The sequence below is a fragment of the Kitasatospora sp. NPDC048296 genome (assembly GCF_043201815.1).
In the GTDB taxonomy this organism is placed as follows: domain Bacteria; phylum Actinomycetota; class Actinomycetes; order Streptomycetales; family Streptomycetaceae; genus Kitasatospora.
In genome coordinates this window covers 152,127-171,176 of the sequence record NZ_JBICZB010000004.1, presented here as the reverse complement: position 1 = coordinate 171,176, position 19,050 = coordinate 152,127, and the positions used below count along the sequence as shown (strand labels likewise).

Genomic DNA, 19,050 nt, shown 5'->3' with positions numbered 1-19,050 from the left:
TCGAACTCACGTTTCACTAACGAATTCCTGAGGAATTTTCGACGGACAACACGATAGACCTCGGGTGACATTCCGGCACGGATGTCGATTCGGCCCCGGACCTTTCGTTATCGGTTCGGCGTTCGTCCCGGTCCACCGCCACGGCCGGGATCCCGTCCCCGGAAGGGCCTCCCGTCATGCCCGTGCTCACCCGGCTCGTCCTGCCGCACGCCGTCCGCGGGGTGCCCGCCGCCCGGCCCGCCGTCGACGAGGACGCGGCCTTCGGCCTGCTGCGCGCCCGCTGGCACGGCCGTGGCCTGGAGCTCACCGGCTTCGGCCGTCCACTGGACCTGGACACCGGCCGCCCCGGCTCGGCCTGGACCTGGCTGACCCTGTGCCACCAGGACGAGGCCCGGCCGCCCGTCCACCTGCGCTCCCGCCCCCGCAGGATGCCCGAGGTCACCGACGACAGCGCCCAGCCCGAGTACAACCACGACTGGTCCGGCTTCACCGCCCTCATCGAGCCTGGCCGACTACGCCCCGACGGCCGCTGGCTGCTCGGCGACTGGCGGATCGAGGCCACCCTCTTCACCCGCCCCCGCCCCACCCGGCTGCGGCGCCAGTACGGCACCCTCGCCCCCCACTGGTGCGGCTCGGGCGAATACCCGCCGGCCCGCTGGGTGGACCACGACGTCCGCCTCCAGCCCTTCTTCGAGGACGACCGGCTGCACCTGCGACTGGAGCGCCCGGGCGTCCGGATCAACCGCGCCACCCCCACCGCCGACGGCGTCGAACTGGGCGGCACCGCCGACCGCTGCCCCGCCGGCACCGTACTGCGGCTGCGCCACCGGCAGAGCGACGCGGTGCTCGAACGGCCGCTCGCCCGCGCCGGCAACACCTTCACCGTCGGCCTTCCGTACCGCCCGCTCACCGCCGACGGGCACGGCCGCGGCCGGCTGGAGCACTGGGACGCCGAACTGCTGCGCCCCGACGGCAGCACCGAGCAGCTCTGCCTGGACGAGCGCGGCGGCCCGGTGGCCGGCCAGTACCCGCTGCCGGACTCGGCGGACCGGGTGCTCTACCTCAAGCACCTCGCCGACGGCCGGCTCCAGGTCTGCGTCCAGCCGGCGGCCGGCCTGGTCGACCGGATCACCGTCCACTTCGGCGGCTTCGAGCTGACCGGCCACTGCCCGGACCCGGCCGCCGACCGGCTGGAGCTGGTGCTGCGGCACACCGGCACCGCGGGCGAGGTCCGCACCTCGGTGGAGCCCGAGCCGGGCGGCCGCTTCCGGGTGCGGGTGCCCGCCACCCGCACAAGCGCGGACGGCGCCGTGCTGCCGCTGCGCAAGGGCGTCTGGGAGACCGCGCTGGAGCCGGCCGACCGCTCCGGCCCGGCCCGCCCACTGCTCGCCGCCCCCGGCGCGCTGCCCGCGCTGCCCGCCACCGCCGCGGTCGGCGGCAAGCAGGTGCTGCTGCAGCACCGCTGGCACGACACCCTGCTGGTGGACTCCACCCCGGTGCTCGACGCCACCGAGCGCAGCGCCTGGACGCAGGCCCGGCTGCGCACCGAGCACTACCCCGCCGCCCGCCGCGAGCCGCTGCGCGAGGCGGTGCTGTACGACGTGTTCGGCGGCCGCGGCTACGCCGACTCCCCGCGCGCGGTGCACGCCGAACTCGTCCGCCGCGGCGCACAGTTGGAGCACCTGTGGGTGGTCGACGACGGCCAGGCCGAGCTGCCGCCCGGGGTCCGCCCGGTACGCGTCTGGAGCCCGGAGTGGTACCGCGCGCTGGCCACCTGCCGGTACCTGGTCGGCAACACCCACTTCCCGGACTTCCTGGAGCGCCGCGAGGGCCAGGTCGTGGTGCAGACCTGGCACGGCTCACTGCTGAAGCGGATCGCCCACGACGTCGACCACCCCTGGCTGGCCGACCACGGCTACCTGGAGGCACTCGACCGGGAGACCCCCCAGTGGAGCCTGCTGCTCTCCCCCAGCCCGTTCGCCACCCCGATCCTGCGGCGCGCCTTCCGCTACGACGGGGAGCTGCTGGAGTCCGGCTACCCGCGCGGCGACGTGCTGGCCCGGGCCGACCCGCGCACCGCCGCGGCCGTGCGCCGCCGGCTCGGCGTGCCGGAGGGCAAGCGGATCGTGCTGTACGCGCCGACCTGGCGCGAGGACCAGCGGCGCGGCGACGGCGAGGGCTTCCGGCTCGACCTGCGGCTGGAGCTCGACCGCGCCCGCCGGCTGCTCGGCGAGGACCACGTCCTGCTGGTCCGCCCGCACTCGCACGTGCGCGACCCGCTGCCGGGCGCCGGCGACGGCTTCCTGTACGACTGCGGGGACTACCCCGACCCGCAGGACCTGCTGCTGGTCGCGGACGTCCTGGTGACCGACTACTCGTCGATCATGTTCGACTTCGCGATCACCGGCCGCCCGATCTACTTCTTCGCCTACGACCTGGAGCACTACCGCGACACCCTGCGCGGCTTCTACTTCGACTTCGAGCCGAACGCCCCCGGCCCGCTGGTTCCGACCTCGGCCGAACTGCTCGGCGCGCTGCGCGAACTCGCCGACAGCGGCGCCGACCTGCCGCCCGGGTACGCCGGGCGCTACCGGCGCTTCCGGGCCGAGCACTGCACGCTGGACGACGGCGGCGCGGCCCGCCGGGTGGTCGACCGGATGCTCGAACTCGGCTGTAGTGCACGGTAGTTGACGCAGCAGGCTGGAGACGCCCGGCTTGCCCTCCTCGTCGCGGGAGACCACGGTGCCGGTGTCGGTCACGGCGCTCTCGGACGTCTCGGCGCCGGCCTCGGCGTCGTCCGGAGTGGTCGCCGGCATCCTCCGAGGCGCCCCTTGCGCGTCGGCCTACTCGAAGGACGAGGGAACGGGGAAGTACGCCTTCAGGAAGCCGGTGACGGCTTCCTCCTGTTCCGCGGGGGACAGGAGGTCGTGGGTACCGTCGGCCAGACAGAAGCAGTCCGCCCAGCGCTCCTCGTGCAGCGCCGTGAGCCGGGCGAGGTCCTCGGTACTGTCGGTGACGAAGTAACCGTCACAAAGGTGCCCCTCCACCGAGCGGGCGGTGGCATGGGCGTAGTGGACGGCCAGGGTGACCGGCGCGAGGTCGGTGGCCGAGCGGAACGGCGAGCGGACGGTGCCGTGGAGTTCGGCGGCGAACCGCTCCGCACTCTCCGCCAGCACGCTCCGGCACAGTGGGTACGGCGCATGCTTGAGTGTGCGCGGGTAGGTTCGTCCGACGGCGGCGGCCAGGGCGGCTCGGGTGTTCTTCTGGGCGGCGACGTAGACCGATTCTCCGGGCTCGGCCCCGCCGGGCGGGATGATCCGGCTGTCGGGGAAGTACCGGGGCATTCCGTTGCCGAGGAAGAAGTCTTCGGGCACCAGTGCGCGGCCGAGGAACATGTCGTCGTTGAGGTACAGGAAGTGCTCGGCGAGCCCTGGGATCAGGTGCAGCCGCGTTTCGATGGCGTGGGAGTTGAACACCGGTCCGGCGTCGGTGCCGGCGAACAGCTGGCGGTGCGAGACCACGGTCAGGCCCGGTTGCGTGGTGTCCAGCCAGTGCGGCACCTGGTTGTCGGTGACCAGGAAGGTCCGGCGGATCCACGGAGCGTGTGAGGCGAGCGCGCGCAGGCAGTACCGCAGCTCGTCACGGTTGCGGAAGCGCTGGTCGGCGTCGCCCGCGATGCCGCTGGCGGCGACGCCGTCCTCCGGCGCGATCGGCGCGGCCGGGCCGTCCAGCCGGGCGCGAGCGGCGGCCCGGCGTTCCTGCCAGGCGGGGTCGCCGTCGTCGACCCAGGTGATCACGGCGTCGATCGGGAAGCGGACCTGGTCGGGCAGGGCGGTGGCGAAGACGTCCAGCAGCGGGTAGGTGCGGCCGGCGACAGTCGTGGTCGCGGTGGCCTCCAGTGAGGGCACCCACCAGCCGAACGGTGTCTCGTCGATCGAGGCGATCGCGCCCTCCGAGGGTGCGGCGGAGTCCCAGAACTCGACGTCGCAGCCGACCTCGGGTCCGTACAGCACGGTGTCGATCACGGCCGGCCGATAGATCCGTATGCCCTTCACCCGGTCCGCCGGCACGGTCGGCTCGCCGTCTCCGGCCGCCTCCCGGCCGGGGCCGTTCCCCTCCGAGGCCGGGAAAGTCTCCAGTTCGTCGACGGCGGCGGGCAACTGTTCGGCCAACACGGTACCGAGAGTACGGCCGTGCTCCAGCAGGTCGGTGTAGACCGCATGCCCGGCGAAGGCAGTGGCGAGGGCCTTCAGCACCGCCGCCCGGTCGCCCGGGGCGATCGCCAGCCGGTGTCGCGGGTGCCGGTCGGGGACGATGCCGTGCGCGATGCCGCCCGCTGCCAACGCGTCAGCCACCTCAGCCAGATTGCCGTCCCGACGGGCACCGGGCAGCAAGTGTCGACGCGACTCGGCGATGTGGCCCCGAAACCGGGCGATACCGGGAAGTGAGGCGAGCAGTTCCTCCTCGCGCGCATACCGCGCCCGCTCCAGCCGCTCCAGTGCCGATACCTCGCGCTGCTGCGCAGGGTGGTCCGGCTCCTGCGGCTCGAATTCGGGCCGCACACCGCCGGACAACCAGCGGCGCCGCGCCCAATCGGCCGAAAGGCGGACGGCAGCAGAGAGGGGGGATCGGCCAACGGACACGAAATATCGCTCCAGGAGGGGCTGTTACTGAGGGATGCGGCGCTGAAATGGGCGAGAGAGGGTTTAGGCGCCGGGGACCCTGGTCGCTTGACATGCACAGCCGGGCGCGCTCGGAGAGCGCAGCACTTCATTCAGCTTTGTCGAGGCTTCCCTCCAGGGTACGCGGCGCGTGAGCGGGGCGAGCCCGGATTCCCGCATGTCATCGGCAGATCATATGTGGTGAATTGATCCTTACATCGAACTCGAATATAACGATCGGACATACGTTCGGAGTCGGAACAGAAACAGCCGAGTTCCCGATTTGATCCGCCAAAGGAAAACCCGCTAAACCTCCCGGTTCGCTGGCAGTGTGCTGATGGTTTGCTGAACTACGAACATCAGACATTCACGCCCAGTTTGGGCCACTTGCAGAGCATTGTTCGGCAATGGCTTGATGATTACCTTGATGTGACCTGACGCCTCCGGCGGAGCGATCAACCAGTACGGCGAACAGAGCCCTCGACAGAAGCGGCACTCGCCCGGGCGGCATCACATCCCCGCACCGGTGCGGGTGGCGGACGCAACTCATCCCGACGGGGCACTCGGCTCCACCTCGGAGCGGTAGAGGCGGCCGTTCACCCGGCAGCCAAGATGACGAAGAGTCACCGGAATGGTCGGACGGCGGGCGAAGAAACGTGCGAGCGTCCCGTCTTGGGACTCTCGGCGCTGGTCATCGAGGATCCAGCGGGCGAGGGCGCTCCGGCCCGGGTGACACGGCCCACGGACGATCCGCCGCCCTGTCCCCCGTACACGGGACGCCGACAGGACGGTACGCGGCTCCACGGGCACGGGGCCTCGGACGCGTCGGTGGACGGAAGCCGGTTCGGAGGAAGGCCGGCTCAGGAGAAGGAGTAGCTCCGCCAGGGCCGCCAGACCTCGTCCGCGTCGAAGCGGGAGAGCGAGAAGCCCGGAACCGTGAAGGACGCCCGGAAGCCGCGCGCCTGCTCGTACGCCTGGTCCAGCACGTCGTCCGGCAGTCCGTGCGCGACCGTCACGTGCGGGTGGTACGGGAAGGCCAACTCGCGGGCCAGCGGGCCGGAGCGGACGTCCGCCTCCAGCAGCCGGCACTCCTGCGCGCCCTCCTCGACCCGGACGAAGACCACCGGGGAGACCGGGCGGAAGGTGCCGCCGCCGCGCAGCAGCATCCGGAACGGCCGGTGCGCGGCCGCCACCGCGGCGAGGTGCTCCTCGATCTTCGGCAGCGCCCCGGCCGGCACCTCGGTCGGCGGCAGCAGGGTGACGTGCGTCGGTATCGAGCGGGCCTGCGGGTCGCCGTGCCCGGCCCGGGCGTCCTGGATCCGCGTCCCGTACGGGTCCGGGACGCTCACGGACACGCCGATGGTGACGACCTCCCCGCCCTGAGCCGAAGAGCGCGCCGGTGCCGAAAGCGAGGAGCGACCAGCGACCGACGAAGGAGGGAGCGCCGGAGCGACGAACGTCGGCACCGGGTTCGAGCGCTCGGAGGCGAAGGGCGAATCACTGTCGCCACCACCGGGCAGACGGGTTAGGGGAGTCACCGCTTGGCGGCCGAGAGGAAGCCGATCCGGTCGTACACCGTCGCCAGCGTCTCGGAGGCCACCGCGCGGGCCTTCTCGGCGCCGATCGCCAGCACCCGGTCCAGCTCGGCCGGGTCGTCCAGGAAGGTCCTGGTGCGCTCCTGGAAGGGGGTCACCCACTCGGTGAACAGCTCGGCCAGCTCGGTCTTCAGGGCGCCGTACATCTTGCCCTCGAAGTGCGCGACCAGCTGCTCGACCGGCTGGCCGCTGAGCGCGGAGTGGATCCGCAGCAGGTTGGAGACGCCCGGCTTGCCCTCCTCGTCGTAGGAGACCACGGTGCCGGTGTCGGTCACGGCGCTCTTGAACTTCTTGGCGCTGGCCTTGGCGTCGTCCAGCAGGCTGACCAGGCCCTTGGGCGAGGAGGCCGACTTGCTCATCTTGACGGCCGGGTCCTGCAGGTCCTGGATCTTCGCCGTCTCCTTGAGGATGTACGGCTTCGGGATCGTGAAGGTCGGGGAGTAGCGCGAGTTGAAGCGCTCCGCGATGTCGCGGGTGATCTCCACGTGCTGGCGCTGGTCCTCGCCGACCGGGACGGCGTCCGCCTGGTAGAGCAGGATGTCCGCGATCTGCAGGATCGGGTAGGTGAACAGGCCGACGGTGGTGCTCTCGGCGCCGTACCGGGAGGACTTGTCCTTGAACTGGGTCATCCGGGAGGCCTCGCCGAAGCCGGTGAGGCAGTTCATCACCCAGGCGAGCTGCGCGTGCTCGGGCACGTGCGACTGGACGAACAGGGTGCAGTGCTCCGGGTCCAGGCCGGCGCCGAACAGCTGGGCGGCGGAGATCCGGGTGTTCTGGCGCAGGGTCACCGGGTCCTGCGGGACGGTGATCGCGTGCAGGTCGACGACCATGTAGAAGGCGTCGTTGTCCTTCTGCAGGTCGACCCACTGGCGCACCGCGCCGAGGTAGTTGCCGAGGTGGAACGAGCCGGAGGTGGGCTGGATGCCGGAGAGCACCCGGGGACGGTCCTTGACCGGACCAGTGACCGCTGCGTTGACCATGCGGGCCATTGTTCCAGTTCCACCGGTCGCTCAGGAAACCTCCGCCCCCGGCGGTTCGACCGGTGTGACGGCACTCACCCTCACCCGGGCGATCCGCCGGCCCTCCACCTTGGCCACCGTCAGCAGCGCCGTTCCCCCGCCGTCGAGCGGGACGCGGGCCTGGTCGCCCTCCCTGGGCAGCCGGCCGAGCGAGGCGACCAGGCAGCCGGCCACCGTCTCGTACGGGCCCTCGGGCAGGGTGACGCCGGTCTCCTCCGCGAAGTCGCCGAGGTTGAGCAGGCCGTCCAGCTCCATGCCGCCGCCGGCCAGCCGGCGGGTGGTGGCGGTCTCCGGCCGGTCGTACTCGTCCCGGATCTCGCCGATCACCTCCTCGACCAGGTCCTCCAGGGTGACGATCCCGGCGGTGCCGCCGTACTCGTCCACCACGATGGCCAGGTGGTGGCCCTCCCGGCGCATCTCGCCCATCGCCTCCAGCACCCGCTTGGTGCCGGGCAGCAGCTTGACCGGACGGGCCAGGTCGCGGACCTTGACGGCCTGCTCGCCGCGGGCGCCGTACAGGTCGCGGACGTGGACGAAGCCGACCACGGCGTCGGCGCTGCCCTCGACCACCGGGTAGCGCGAGTGCGGCGAGGTGTCGGCCTGGTGCCGTACGGCGGTCAGCGGGCGCTCGGCGTCCAGGAAGGTCACCTCGGTGCGCGGGACCATCACCTCGCGCAGCTGGCGCTCCCCGGCGGCGAACACGTCCGCGATCAACGCCCTTTCGTCGCTGCCCAGTTCGGTGTTGGCGGCGACCAGGCCGCGCAGCTCCTCGGAGCTCATCGAGCCGCGCCCGGCCGTCGGGTCGCCGCCGAGCAGCCGGACCATCAGGTTGGTGGAGTGGCCGAGCAGCCAGATCACCGGGCGCAGCGCCACCGACATCACGTCCACCACGGGGGCGGCGACCACCGCGATGGACTCGGCGCGCTGCAGGCCGATCCGCTTGGGGGTGAGCTCACCGAGCACCAGCGACACGTAGCTGATCACCAGGGTGAGGCCGACCAGGGCGACCGCGTCGGACATCCCCTCGGACAGGCCCGCCCGGACGAACAGCGGGGCGACCTTGCCGGCCAGGGTGTCCGCGCCGAAGGCTGCGGACAGGAAGCCCATGCAGGTCACGCCGACCTGGACGGCGGCCAGGAAGCGGTTGGGGTCGGCGGCCAGGTGCGCGGCCCGGGCCGAGCGCCGGGTGCCGTGCGCCGCCAGCGTCCGGATCTGGCCCTCGCGCAGCGAGATCAGCGAGATCTCGGCGACGTTGAACAGCCCGCCCAACAGGATGAAGACGAGGACGAGCGCGGCGTCCCCGAAGGTTTCGTTCACAGCGGGCCAGTGTAGGTGGCCGGTGCGTACTGGGGCCCGCCGCCGAACTCGCGTCGTCGGCCCGGAGGGCGGGCGGGAGTTTGGCGGCGGGCCCCCGGCCCGGACACGTCGGCGGCCCGCCGCCTCCCGGTCTCGGAAGCGGGCGGGCCGCCGGAACAGGCCGTACGGGCGGGGCTCAGATGAGGCCCAGCTCCTGGACCGCGTCGCGCTCCTCGGTCAGCTCGTTGACCGAGGCGTCGATGCGGGTGCGGGAGAAGTCGGAGATCTCCAGGCCCTGGACGATCTCGAACTTGCCGTCCTTGGTGGTGACCGGGAAGGAGGAGATCAGACCGGCCGGGACGCCGTAGGAGCCGTCGGAGACGACACCCATGGAGGTCCAGTCGCCCTCGGCGGTGCCGTTGACCCAGGTGTACACGTGGTCGATGGCGGCGTTGGCGGCCGAGGCGGCCGAGGAGGCGCCGCGGGCGTCGATGATGGCGGCGCCGCGCTTGGCGACGGTCGGGATGAAGTCGTTCTCCAGCCAGGCCTGGTCGCTGCCGATGGCCTCGAAGGCCGGCTTGCCGGCGACCTCGGCCTGGAAGATGTCCGGGTACTGGGTCGCGGAGTGGTTGCCCCAGATGGTGACGCGCTTGATGTCGGAGACCAGGGCGCCGGTCTTGGCGGACAGCTGGCCGACCGCGCGGTTGTGGTCCAGGCGGGTCATGGCGGTGAACCGCTCGGCCGGAACGTCCGGGGCGTTGCGCTGGGCGATCAGGGCGTTGGTGTTGGCCGGGTTGCCGACGACCAGGACCTTGATGTCGTCCGCGGCGTGGTCGTTGATGGCCTTGCCCTGCGGGCCGAAGATGCCGCCGTTGGCCTGCAGCAGGTCGCCGCGCTCCATGCCGGCGGTGCGCGGACGGGCGCCGACCAGCAGCGCGACGTTGGCGCCGTCGAAGGCCTCGTTCGGGTTGTCGGTGATGGTGATGTCGCGCAGCAGCGGGAAGGCACAGTCGACGAGCTCCATGGCGGTGCCCTCGGCGGCCTTGAGGCCCTGCGGGATCTCCAGGAGGCGCAGGTTCACCGGCACGTCGGCGCCGAGCAGGTGGCCCGAGGCGATGCGGAAGAGCAGCGCGTAGCCGATCTGGCCGGCCGCTCCGGTGATGGTGACGTTGACGGGGGTGCGGGTCATTTCTACCTTCTCCAGCAGATCGCCAGGTGCCCCAGGCACACCGGCACTGGAGCCAGGATGATCTCTCGACATCGAGAGACCGGCGTCAGGTTATCGCAAAGGGAAGCGTACGCCGCGTGTGCAGGCGTGGCTGTTGCGTCACAACGGACACCGCTGATCCGGCACGGACGCACCGTGGCCCCGCCCGGGAGTCCCGGACGGGGCCACGGTGCGAAGGCGGCTCAGTGCTTGGGTCGGCCGATCAGCTGGCCGATGTTGTCGAGCAGCGGGAACTCCAGCCACGGGTTCGGCTGCGCCACCAGGGTCAGCAGCACGATCGAGGCGCCCAGGAAGGTCAGCACGATCACGTCGGTGAAGCGGCTGCGCACCGCCAGCATCCCGACCTCGGGCAGCACCAGCCGCAGCACCGCGCCGAGCAGCACCCCGGCGCCGAGGATGAGCAGCCCGTACTTGAAGCCCTCCTTGAAGTCGGCGAACCAGGTGACCGCGAGGCCGGCGCCGACCACCGACAGGACCAGCGTTATCGGCCACTGCCGCACCGGCAGGGCGTGGTCGCGTCCGAGGGCCGGGGCGGCGCCCTCGGGCGGCATGGTTCCGGTGGTCTTGACCGGCCTGCGCCGGGACCGCGCCGGTCGCGGTTCAGTCATGCTCGTCGTCCCTCGGGGGTCAGACGCCGACGCGGCGCTCGGCCGCCTCGACGATGTTGTTGAGCAGCATCGCGCGGGTCATCGGGCCCACGCCGCCGGGGTTCGGGGAGATCCAGCCTGCCACCTCGGCCACGCCCGGGTGCACGTCGCCGACGATCTTGCCCTCGCTGCGGCTGACGCCCACGTCCAGCACCGCCGCGCCCGGCTTGACGTCCTCCGGCTTGACCAGGTGCGGCACGCCCGCGGCGGCCACGATGATGTCGGCCTTGCGCAGGTGCGCGCCGAGGTCGCGGGTGCCGGTGTGGCACAGGGTCACGGTGGCGTTCTCGCTGCGGCGGGTCAGCAGCAGGCCGATCGAGCGGCCGACGGTGATGCCGCGGCCGACCACGACCACCTCGGCGCCGTTGATCTCGACGTCGTGGCGGCGCAGCAGCTCGACGATGCCCAGCGGGGTGCACGGCAGCGGGCCGTCGATGCCCAGGGCGAGGCGGCCCAGCGAGGTCGGGTGCAGGCCGTCGGCGTCCTTGTCCGGGTCCATCAGCTCCAGGACCGGGTTCTGGTCCAGGCCCTTGGGCAGCGGCAGCTGGACGATGTAGCCGGTGCAGGCCGGGTCGGCGTTGAGCTCGCGGACGACGTTCTCGACGTCCTCCTGGGTGGCGGTGGCGGGCAGCTCGCGCTGGATCGAGGCGATGCCGACCTCGGCGCAGTCCTTGTGCTTCCCGTTGACGTACCAGCGGCTGCCCGGGTCGTCGCCGACCAGGACGGTGCCGAGGCCGGGCATGACGCCCTTCGCCTTGAGGGCCGCCACGCGGGCGGCGAGTTCGGACTTGATCGCGGACGCGGTGGCCTTGCCATCGAGAATCTGGGCAGTCATGACCCCATTCTCCCGGATCGCGACCGGCCTCCGTACCCGGGCCGTTCCCGCGACCGGACGGGCACGGAAGGTCCGCCCCGTATTGCGGTTGCGCCACAGTCTTGGCCCGGCACCCGGAACCGGCTGGACACGGTACTGCCGTCCGGATGACGATATGCGGGCATCCCCTGCCGCGACGCGGCCCGGTGACGGGTCGACGGATCCCGTGGCGGGGGCGTACCCGGGGGAAAGAGCCAGTGATCCGACCACAGCAGACCGAGCGGCCCGACCGCCGCGGCACCGTCCTCACCGCGCCGCGCCCGTCCAGGCCCGTGCTCGCCCGTTCCTCGTCACGCTGCTGAGCCGGCCGTGCCCGTCACCGCCGCCGGGCTGTCACTGCGCGCCGATACCGTCCCGTTCCGTCGTCGACCCGACTCGCCGACCGCAACCGGGTCCTCCGCCGTCCCGTCCCCGCGTCCCGTAACTGCCCGGAGGCATCCATGAGTTACCCGCCCGACCCGAACAACCCGTACGGCCAGCCGCCGGCCGCACCGGGCTACGGCTACCCGCAGCAGGCCGCGCCGGGTTACGGCTACCCGCAGCAGGCCCCGATGGCCGCGCCGGGCTACGGCTTCGCGCCGCCCGTGCCGCAGTCCATGCCGGGCCTGGTGATGACCGCCCGGGTGCTGCTGTTCATCATCGGCGGTGTGCAGGTGATCCTCGCGGGGTTCTGCCTGATCGCGGCCGCGGTCGCCAACGACGCCGTCAACAAGACCACGACGAGCAGCGACGACTGGATCAGCTCGATCGGCCACGCCGCGGCCGGCATCCTGCTGGTCATCGGCGTCGTGTGGGCGCTGGCCGCCACGCTGTCCATCACGCTGGGCGCGAAGTTCGGCAAGGGTGGCAACGGCGTCCGGATCACCACCATCGTCTACGGCTCGATCGCCTCGCTGTTCGGCCTGCTCGACCTGATCGGCGGGATCAACACCAAGATCACGGTGAACATCATCATGGGGCTGATCTGGATCGCGATCTGCGTGATCTGGATCACCGCCATGTGCGTCCGCGAAGGCGTCAACTGGTTCAACCGGCCGCGGTACTGACCGAACGGCACGGAACACGGCGAAGCGGCCCGGCTCCCTCCTCGGGGGAAGCCGGGCCGCTTCGTGCTACCGCTCTCGTCCTACCGGCCGACGGCTCAGTGGAAGAAGTGGCGCGCGCCGGTGAAGTACATCGTCACGCCCGCCTTCTCGGCCGCCTCGATGACCTGCTCGTCGCGGATCGAACCGCCCGGCTGGACGATCGCCCTGACGCCGGCGGCGATCAGGATCTCCGGGCCGTCCGGGAACGGGAAGAAGGCGTCCGAGGCCGCGTACGAGCCCTTGGCCCGCTCGCCGGCCCGCTCGACCGCGAGCTTGCAGGAGTCGACCCGGTTGACCTGGCCCATGCCGACGCCGACCGAGGCGCCGTCCTTGGCCAGCAGGATCGCGTTGGACTTGACGGCCCGGCAGGCGCGCCAGGCGAAGGCCAGCTCGGCCAGCTCGGCCGCGGAGAGCGCCTCGCCGGTGGCCAGCGTCCAGTTCGCCGGGTCGTCGCCCTCGGCCTGGACCCGGTCGGCGTCCTGGAGCAGCACGCCGCCGGAGATCGGGCGGACCTCCTGGCGGTTGGCCGGCGCCTCGGGGGCGAGCAGCACCCGCAGGTTCTTCTTGCGGGCCAGCACCTCGACGGCGCCGTCCTCGTAGCCGGGGGCCACGACGACCTCGGTGAAGATCGGGGCGATCTGCTCGGCCAGCTCGACGGTGACCGGGCGGTTGACCGCGATCACGCCGCCGTACGCGGAGACCGGGTCGCACTCGTGCGCCTTGCGGTGCGCCTCGACGACGTCGGCGCCGGTCGCGATGCCGCACGGGTTGGCGTGCTTGATGATCGCGACGGCCGGCTCGGCGTGGTCGTACGCGGCGCGGCGGGCGGCGTCGGTGTCGACGTAGTTGTTGTACGACATCTCCTTGCCGTGCAGCTGCTGCGCGCCGGCCAGGCCGCCGGTGCCGTCGCTGTACAGCGCGGCGCCCTGGTGCGGGTTCTCGCCGTAGCGCAGCACGTTCTGCCGCTCCCAGGTGCCGCCCAGGAACTCGGGGAACCGCTCGTCGCTCGGGGCGTAGCCGGCCTCGAACCAGGAGGCCACAGCCACGTCGTAGGCGGCGGTGTGGGCGAACGCGGCACCGGCCAGGCGCTTGCGGGTGGCCAGGTCGAAGCCGCCCTCCCGGACGGCCGTCAGCACGTCGCCGTAGCGGGCCGGGTCGACCACGACGGCCACCGAGGGGTGGTTCTTGGCGGCGGCGCGCACCATGCTCGGGCCGCCGATGTCGATCTGCTCCACGCACTCGTCGGGGGTGGCGCCGGAGGCGACGGTGGCCTTGAACGGGTAGAGGTTCACCACGACCAGGTCGAAGGGCTCGACGCCGAGTTCGGCCAGCTGCGCGCGGTGCGACTCCAGGCGCAGGTCGGCGAGCACGCCGGCGTGCACGCGGGGGTGCAGCGTCTTCACGCGCCCGTCCAGGCACTCCGGGAAGCCGGTCAGCTCGGAGACCTCGGTCACCGGGACACCGGCGGCGGCGATCCGGCCGGCGGTGGAGCCGGTGGAGACGATGGCGACCCCGGCGGCGTGCAGGCCCTGGGCCAGCTCCTCCAGACCGGTCTTGTCGTACACGCTGATCAGCGCGCGACGGATCGGACGGATGTTCTCCGAAACGGGGGGCGTGGTGGAGCTGGCACTCATGCCGGAATCCATACCTTTCGGTCCTCGATGCGGTGACCTTCGCGGGCCAGCCGGCCCACGACGTCGACGAGCAGCTTGCGCTCGACAGTCTTGATGCGCTCGTGCAGCGCGTCGCCGCCATCGGCGTGGTCGGCGTCGACGACCTCGACGACGCCCTGCGCGATGATCGGCCCGGTGTCCACCCCGGCGTCGACCAGGTGGACGGTGCAGCCGGTGACCTTCACCCCGTACGCGAGCGCGTCGGTGACGCCATGGGCGCCGGGGAAGGAGGGCAGCAGTGCGGGGTGGGTGTTGACGATCCGCCCGCCGAAGGCCGCCATGAACTCGGGGCCGAGGATCTTCATGAAGCCGGCCGTGACCACCAGGTCCGGCTGGTGGGCGGCGACGGAGGCGGTCAGCGCGCGGTCCCAGTCGGCGCGGTCCGGGAAGTCCTTCACCCGGTGGACGAAGGTCGGCAGGCCCGCCTTCTCGGCGCGCTCCAGTCCGGCGATCCCGTCCCGGTCCGCGCCCACCGCGATGATCTCGGCGCCGTAGGCCGGGTCGGCGACGGCGTCGATCAGCGCCTGCAGATTGGTGCCGGAGCCGGAGACCAGCACCACCAGGCGGGCCGGTCCGGGCGTACGGGGCGGGAAGAGCTGGGCGGGGGCGGCGGCCACTGCGCGATTCTCCGTAGGTCGGGCGCCGTCCGCTGGTACGTCCACCGGCGGTGGGGCCACTACGAACGGCAGGTCGAGCGAAGGGGAACACCAGGAGAACCCGCCGCGACGCGGGCCCCGGGAACCAATGTGAGCTGCTGACCGTCACCACGATAACGGCTGGTCGGACGGCCTCCGCACCCTCCCCGCGGCGCTACGCGCGTAGTTGAGACGGGGATCTCCTCGGGCCCCGCGCACCGGAGTTACGCACCCCGCCCCGGCCGGGGGCACGGGCCCCCGGCCGGGCCCCTCGAACGGTTGCGGGATCATTGGGGGCGCGGGAGAGCGCTCCGACGCGCGACCCTCCGCACGGCCCCCGACCGAGAAGGAATGGCTGAACCGATGAGCAGCGGCGACGACAACGGCGAGCACAACCCCTTCGCGCCGCCGCCGGCGGACGCCCCGGACCAGCCGTGGCAGCCGCGCGGCCCCTGGCCCACTCAGGGCCCGGAAGGCAACGGCGGCCAGGGCGGCGGCGACCGCCCGCAGCTCCCGCCGCCGTGGGGCCAGGGCGGCGGCGACGGCCGCCCCGGCCAGCGCCCGCCCGTCCCGCAGCCGCCCCGGCTCGACCCCGCCAACCCGGCCCACCGCCGGGCCCGCAACGCCGCACTGGCGGGGCCGTTCGCGCTGGTCTGCCTGTTCGCCGAGTTCCACTGGATCGCGCTGCTGGTCGGGCTGCTCGGGATCTACTGGGGCGTCAGCGCGCTGCGGGCCAAGCAGCCGGCGGCCGGGACGCCGGGAACGGCCCCGGCCGGCGCCGTTCCCGGCGTCCCGGCGCCGAACCCGCTCACCCCGGCCGCGCTGGCCGGGATCCTGACCGGCGCGATGACCGTCGCGATGGTCGGCCTGATGGTCGGACTCGGGGTCTACTACCAGGACTACGCGACCTGCGTCCGGGACTCGCTGACCAACGTCGGCGCCGAGAACTGCGACCGGTACGCCCCGCAGTGGTACGTGGACTTCACCGGGAACGCGGAGTAGCCACCGGGTTCAATCGACGGGGCCCCGGCCGGACAGCCGCCGCACGAGGGCGTACGTGCGGGCGCGCAGCCGCAGTGTGCTCCGGTGCGCGTGCACCGCGAGCCCGGCGTACGCGCCCGGGGCGGCCGCCGGGGCCCGGCCGGCCGAGGAGGACCGGCCGGCCAAGGCGGACCGGCCGGCCGACGGGCTGAGCGCGCGGTGCCGGACCAACAGGGCACCCGGGACGGCGACCAGCGCCAGCCAGCCCGCCGCCGCCAGGCCCGTCCACCACGGCCGCGGCCCCAACCAGGCCATCCGCTCCCCCGCCAGCGCCCCGCCCGACAGCCAGCCCAGCGCCGCCGCCCCGGCACCGAGCAGCAGCGCGGCCGCCAGCGCCGCCGTCACCGTCGCGGCCGCCGGCCAGGGGCGGCCGTCCTCGCGCGGACCCGGCCGGCCTGCCGCCGCACGGCCCAGCAGGACCGCCGGCACCAGCCCCGCCAACAGCGGCAGCGCCAACGCCGCCAGCCGCCAGCCGCCCGGGCCCTCCTGGGGCAACAGGGCGAACAGCGGGAACTCCGGCACCGGGCCGAGCTCCGTACCGCCCGGCGACACCAGCGTCCCGGTACCGACCTCGAAGCCCGGGCCCAGCGCGTACGCCGCACCCCACAGCACCGCGTTCGGCAGCAGCACCGTCGCGAGCAGCAGCAGCCCGAGCAGGGCGGCGGGCCCGCCCCTGAGCAGCGCCGCCCCGCGGCCGCCGCCGGTCACCGCGTCCAGCACCGCGGCCACCGCCACCAGCACCCCGCCCGCCGCGACCAGCCCCGCCCCGGCCGCGCCGGCCGCCCGCCGCACCGCGGCCGCGCCGCCGGTCGGCCGACAGCCCGGGGGCAGCCGGTCGAGCAGCGGGTGCGCCGTGGTGGGCAGGGGCCGCGCCGAACGGACGCCCGCGACGGTCGCCAGCCCGGCGAGCAGGCCGACCACCAGGAGGTCCGGCAGCACCCGGCTGCGGAACAGCCCGGCACCCGCGCAGTGCAGCGCCACCGCGACCGCCACCGCGCAGTAACCCGTCCAGAGCGCGAACGGGCCGCCCCACTGCGAGCGCAGTCCGCGCCGGGCCGCCACCCCGGCCCCCGCCCGGTACAGCCGCACCACCGCCAGGGCGCCGAGCAGCAGCGGGGTGACGGTCAGTGGGGCGCCCTCGTCCCCGCGCAGCACCGGTGCGCCGTGCCCCAGCAGCCAGAGTGCACCCGCCAACCGGGTGGCGCGCGCCGCGCCCGAGTCGGCGTACGGTGTCGCGACCCAGAGGCCGAGCACCGGTACCGTGACCACCGCCAGGCCGACCAACGCGGTCCGCACCCCCGCCAACAGGTCGGCCAGCACGGGGCGTCCGCCCAATTCGCCAGGCGATTCCAGGATCGGACGTCCCATCAGCTGTGTCATGGGCCTCATGCTGCCAAGGCGACTCGCCATGCTCCGTGAAGCGGCAAACCGCCGCCGTGTCCCAGATTATTGGCTTATGCGCCTTTTCAGACCCTGCCCCCAAGCCGTCGGCGCCCCGGCCCGGAGCGTCTGATGACCACGCCATCCACCCACGCCACCGACCCGCCGCGGAAGCTGACACCCGGTGAGTCCCAGGTCCTCGCCCACCTCGCCGCCGGGCACGACCTCCAGCACACCGCCGCCGCCCTCGGGGTCACCCCCACCGTCGCGCGCGACCTCCTCCACGGCGCACTGCGGAAACTCGGCTGCCCCACCGAAGCCGCCGCCATCGCCCTCATCAGAAGCGCACCCCCCGTCCACCCGGGCCGGCGTCCCCCGGCCCCGCACACCAGCACGCGAGCGGCCCCCACAGCCTCGGGAGAACACGGCGGCATGACGACCACCCCGACCGCGACGCGGAACCCGGCATCCGGCGAACCCGACCGGCGCGACCAGCAGCACCGCTCCCCCGCCGTCGGCACCGAGCGCGGGCCGGAGGACCGCGGGGTCCCCCGCGCGGCGACCCCGGTCGGGCCGACGGAGCCGGGTGACCCCGCGCCCCTCCGGCAACGCGACACCGCGCCCCCCGGCCGGACCGGGGCCGGCGCTCCGCCCCCGCGGCAGCACCCACCCACCGCGCCCGCCGATGCCCGCAAGCGCGGCGGCGCGGCCACCGGCCGGAGCGCGAGCGCGGAGCGGCAGTCCGTCCCGCGGCAGGAGGCCCCCTCGCCCGCCGGCCGCAGGGAGCGCATCGACATGGCCCTCATCGAAGCCGGGAGCCGGCGGGACCCCTCGGACGAACCCGTGGCGGGCTTCGACGATCTCTACGAGGAGGCGCACACCCGGCTGGTGCAGCAGGTGTTCCTGCTGACCGCGTGCCGGCACCGGGCGGTGCACTGTGTGCGGCGGGCGTTCGGGGAGGCGCGGCAGGGGTGGGCCGAGGTGGTCGGGTCGGGGGATCCGGAGGCCTGGGTGCGGGTGCGGGCGGGCGAGCTGGCGTTGTCGCCGTGGCACTGGGGCGAGCTGCGGCGGGCGCACGCGTGGACGCTGCCGCATCGGCGGATCGGGGTGCGGCCGGCGGACGAGGCGCAGGCGGTGCTGCCGGACCAGGACCGGCTGACCGATCGGGACAGGGCGCTGCTGAAGGCCCTGCGGCGGCTGTCGCGGCCGCAGCGGCGGGCGCTGGTGCTGCACGACGGGCTGGGGCTGCCGGCGGCGGCGATCGCGGTGGAGGTGGAGTCGACCCGGACGGCGGCCGAGGGGCGGGTATGGGCCGCGCGGGCGGCGCTGGCGCAGTGGGTGCCCGAACTGGTGGGGCCGGATCCGGCGGCGCCGGGGTTCGCGGACGGGCTGAGCGGACTGCTGCACCGGGCGGCGGTGCGGGGGTGCCCGGAGCCGCACCGCTCGCCGGTGCCGCTGCTGCGGGCCCGGCACCGGGTGTGGACGGCGAGCCGGACGGGCGCGGCGGCGCTGCTGACCCTGGCGGTGGGCGGGGCGACGCTGGCGACCCTGGCGGGGCTGCGCCCGGCGGCGCTGTTCGAGTCGTACGACCCGCCGGCCCTCACACTGTGCGTGCCGGCCCCGGGCGCGAACGTGGCGCCGCCGGGTGTGCCGCTGCTGCCGGACGGGGCGCCGAACGGCATCGCCAGTCTGTGGTGCAGCCCGGCACCGGGCCTGGCGGCGGTGGTGGTGGATCCGCAGCCTCGGGCGGTGGCGGGCTGGGAGCTGCCTGCCTCGGCGGAGGACCAGGCGCCGCCCCCGCGGCAGGGTCCGGCGGTGTGCCCGCTGTGGTCCCCGCTGCCCTGCACGACGGGCCCGAAGCGCTGAGGCGCCGAAACGGCGAGCGCCCCCGCCCGGGAAGGACGGGGGCGCTCACC

14 protein-coding genes are annotated in these 19,050 nt (G+C 73.5%); 4 read left to right on the top strand and 10 right to left on the bottom strand.

Annotated features, from left to right (window positions below; translation table 11 throughout):
• The first annotated feature begins 176 nt into the window (after positions 1-176).
• Positions 177-2,687 carry a CDP-glycerol glycerophosphotransferase family protein gene (locus ACGF12_RS04945; protein ID WP_393025555.1) on the top strand — a complete coding sequence of 837 codons (2,511 nt, stop codon included), beginning with the start codon at positions 177-179 and terminating at the stop codon, positions 2,685-2,687.
• A gap of 156 nt (positions 2,688-2,843) precedes the next feature.
• On the opposite strand, the gene ACGF12_RS04940 is transcribed toward ACGF12_RS04945, so the two are convergent.
• From ACGF12_RS04940 to ACGF12_RS04910, 7 genes are all read right to left on the bottom strand, one after another.
• Positions 2,844-4,562: a stealth conserved region 3 domain-containing protein gene (locus ACGF12_RS04940; RefSeq protein ID WP_393025552.1), complete on the bottom strand. Its 1,719-nt coding sequence runs from the start codon at positions 4,560-4,562 to the stop codon at positions 2,844-2,846.
• 959 nt (positions 4,563-5,521) lie between these two features.
• Complete coding sequence (locus ACGF12_RS04935) at positions 5,522-6,010, bottom strand: 2'-5' RNA ligase family protein (RefSeq protein WP_387616780.1); 489 nt, start codon at positions 6,008-6,010, stop codon at positions 5,522-5,524.
• A gap of 185 nt (positions 6,011-6,195) precedes the next feature.
• A complete protein-coding gene (trpS, locus tag ACGF12_RS04930; RefSeq protein WP_393025548.1) occupies positions 6,196-7,236 on the bottom strand; it encodes a tryptophan--tRNA ligase in 1,041 nt (346 codons plus the stop codon).
• A gap of 30 nt (positions 7,237-7,266) precedes the next feature.
• Complete coding sequence (locus ACGF12_RS04925; RefSeq protein ID WP_393025545.1) at positions 7,267-8,592, bottom strand: hemolysin family protein; 1,326 nt, start codon at positions 8,590-8,592, stop codon at positions 7,267-7,269.
• A gap of 175 nt (positions 8,593-8,767) precedes the next feature.
• Positions 8,768-9,760 carry a malate dehydrogenase gene (locus ACGF12_RS04920; protein ID WP_393025542.1) on the bottom strand — a complete coding sequence of 331 codons (993 nt, stop codon included), beginning with the start codon at positions 9,758-9,760 and terminating at the stop codon, positions 8,768-8,770.
• Positions 9,761-9,981: 221 nt separating this feature from the next.
• Positions 9,982-10,407, bottom strand: coding sequence for a DUF3017 domain-containing protein (locus ACGF12_RS04915; RefSeq protein ID WP_393025539.1), 426 nt, complete (start codon positions 10,405-10,407; stop codon positions 9,982-9,984).
• A 19-nt stretch (positions 10,408-10,426) separates the two neighbouring features.
• Positions 10,427-11,281 (bottom strand): bifunctional methylenetetrahydrofolate dehydrogenase/methenyltetrahydrofolate cyclohydrolase, encoded by an 855-nt coding sequence (locus ACGF12_RS04910; protein ID WP_393025536.1) that lies wholly within the window; start codon positions 11,279-11,281, stop codon positions 10,427-10,429.
• Between the two features lie 479 nt (positions 11,282-11,760).
• Here ACGF12_RS04910 and ACGF12_RS04905 point away from each other — a divergent pair, with 479 nt between their 5' ends.
• Positions 11,761-12,366 (top strand): hypothetical protein, encoded by a 606-nt coding sequence (locus tag ACGF12_RS04905; protein WP_393025533.1) that lies wholly within the window; start codon positions 11,761-11,763, stop codon positions 12,364-12,366.
• A gap of 95 nt (positions 12,367-12,461) precedes the next feature.
• Here ACGF12_RS04905 and purH read toward each other — a convergent pair whose 3' ends face one another.
• Both purH and purN read right to left on the bottom strand, forming a co-directional pair.
• The gene (purH, locus tag ACGF12_RS04900; RefSeq protein WP_393025530.1) at positions 12,462-14,039 is read right to left on the bottom strand and encodes a bifunctional phosphoribosylaminoimidazolecarboxamide formyltransferase/IMP cyclohydrolase; all 1,578 of its coding nucleotides are present in this window, start codon (positions 14,037-14,039) and stop codon (positions 12,462-12,464) included.
• Positions 14,036-14,695: a phosphoribosylglycinamide formyltransferase gene (purN, locus tag ACGF12_RS04895; RefSeq protein ID WP_393025527.1), complete on the bottom strand. Its 660-nt coding sequence runs from the start codon at positions 14,693-14,695 to the stop codon at positions 14,036-14,038. Before purN ends, purH begins: the two co-directional genes overlap by 4 nt.
• A 381-nt stretch (positions 14,696-15,076) precedes the next feature.
• Here purN and ACGF12_RS04890 point away from each other — a divergent pair, with 381 nt between their 5' ends.
• Positions 15,077-15,715: a hypothetical protein gene (locus ACGF12_RS04890; protein ID WP_393025525.1), complete on the top strand. Its 639-nt coding sequence runs from the start codon at positions 15,077-15,079 to the stop codon at positions 15,713-15,715.
• 9 nt (positions 15,716-15,724) lie between these two features.
• Here ACGF12_RS04890 and ACGF12_RS04885 read toward each other — a convergent pair whose 3' ends face one another.
• Positions 15,725-17,134 (bottom strand): DUF6350 family protein, encoded by a 1,410-nt coding sequence (locus tag ACGF12_RS04885; RefSeq protein WP_393025523.1) that lies wholly within the window; start codon positions 17,132-17,134, stop codon positions 15,725-15,727.
• 132 nt (positions 17,135-17,266) lie between these two features.
• On the opposite strand from ACGF12_RS04885, the gene ACGF12_RS04880 reads away from it, so the two are divergent.
• Positions 17,267-19,000 (top strand): hypothetical protein, encoded by a 1,734-nt coding sequence (locus ACGF12_RS04880; RefSeq protein ID WP_393025520.1) that lies wholly within the window; start codon positions 17,267-17,269, stop codon positions 18,998-19,000.
• Positions 19,001-19,050 lie beyond the last annotated feature (50 nt).

Coding starts and splice junctions, on each gene's coding strand:
- purH (WP_393025530.1), bottom strand. CDS start 14,039: ATGAGTGCCAGCTCCACCACGCCCCCCGTTTCGGAGAACATCCGTCCG.
- ACGF12_RS04905 (WP_393025533.1), top strand. CDS start 11,761: ATGAGTTACCCGCCCGACCCGAACAACCCGTACGGCCAGCCGCCGGCC.
- ACGF12_RS04910 (WP_393025536.1), bottom strand. CDS start 11,281: ATGACTGCCCAGATTCTCGATGGCAAGGCCACCGCGTCCGCGATCAAG.
- ACGF12_RS04890 (WP_393025525.1), top strand. CDS start 15,077: ATGAGCAGCGGCGACGACAACGGCGAGCACAACCCCTTCGCGCCGCCG.
- ACGF12_RS04880 (WP_393025520.1), top strand. CDS start 17,267: ATGACCACGCCATCCACCCACGCCACCGACCCGCCGCGGAAGCTGACA.
- ACGF12_RS04920 (WP_393025542.1), bottom strand. CDS start 9,760: ATGACCCGCACCCCCGTCAACGTCACCATCACCGGAGCGGCCGGCCAG.
- ACGF12_RS04885 (WP_393025523.1), bottom strand. CDS start 17,134: ATGACACAGCTGATGGGACGTCCGATCCTGGAATCGCCTGGCGAATTG.
- ACGF12_RS04945 (WP_393025555.1), top strand. CDS start 177: ATGCCCGTGCTCACCCGGCTCGTCCTGCCGCACGCCGTCCGCGGGGTG.
- ACGF12_RS04915 (WP_393025539.1), bottom strand. CDS start 10,407: ATGACTGAACCGCGACCGGCGCGGTCCCGGCGCAGGCCGGTCAAGACC.
- trpS (WP_393025548.1), bottom strand. CDS start 7,236: ATGGTCAACGCAGCGGTCACTGGTCCGGTCAAGGACCGTCCCCGGGTG.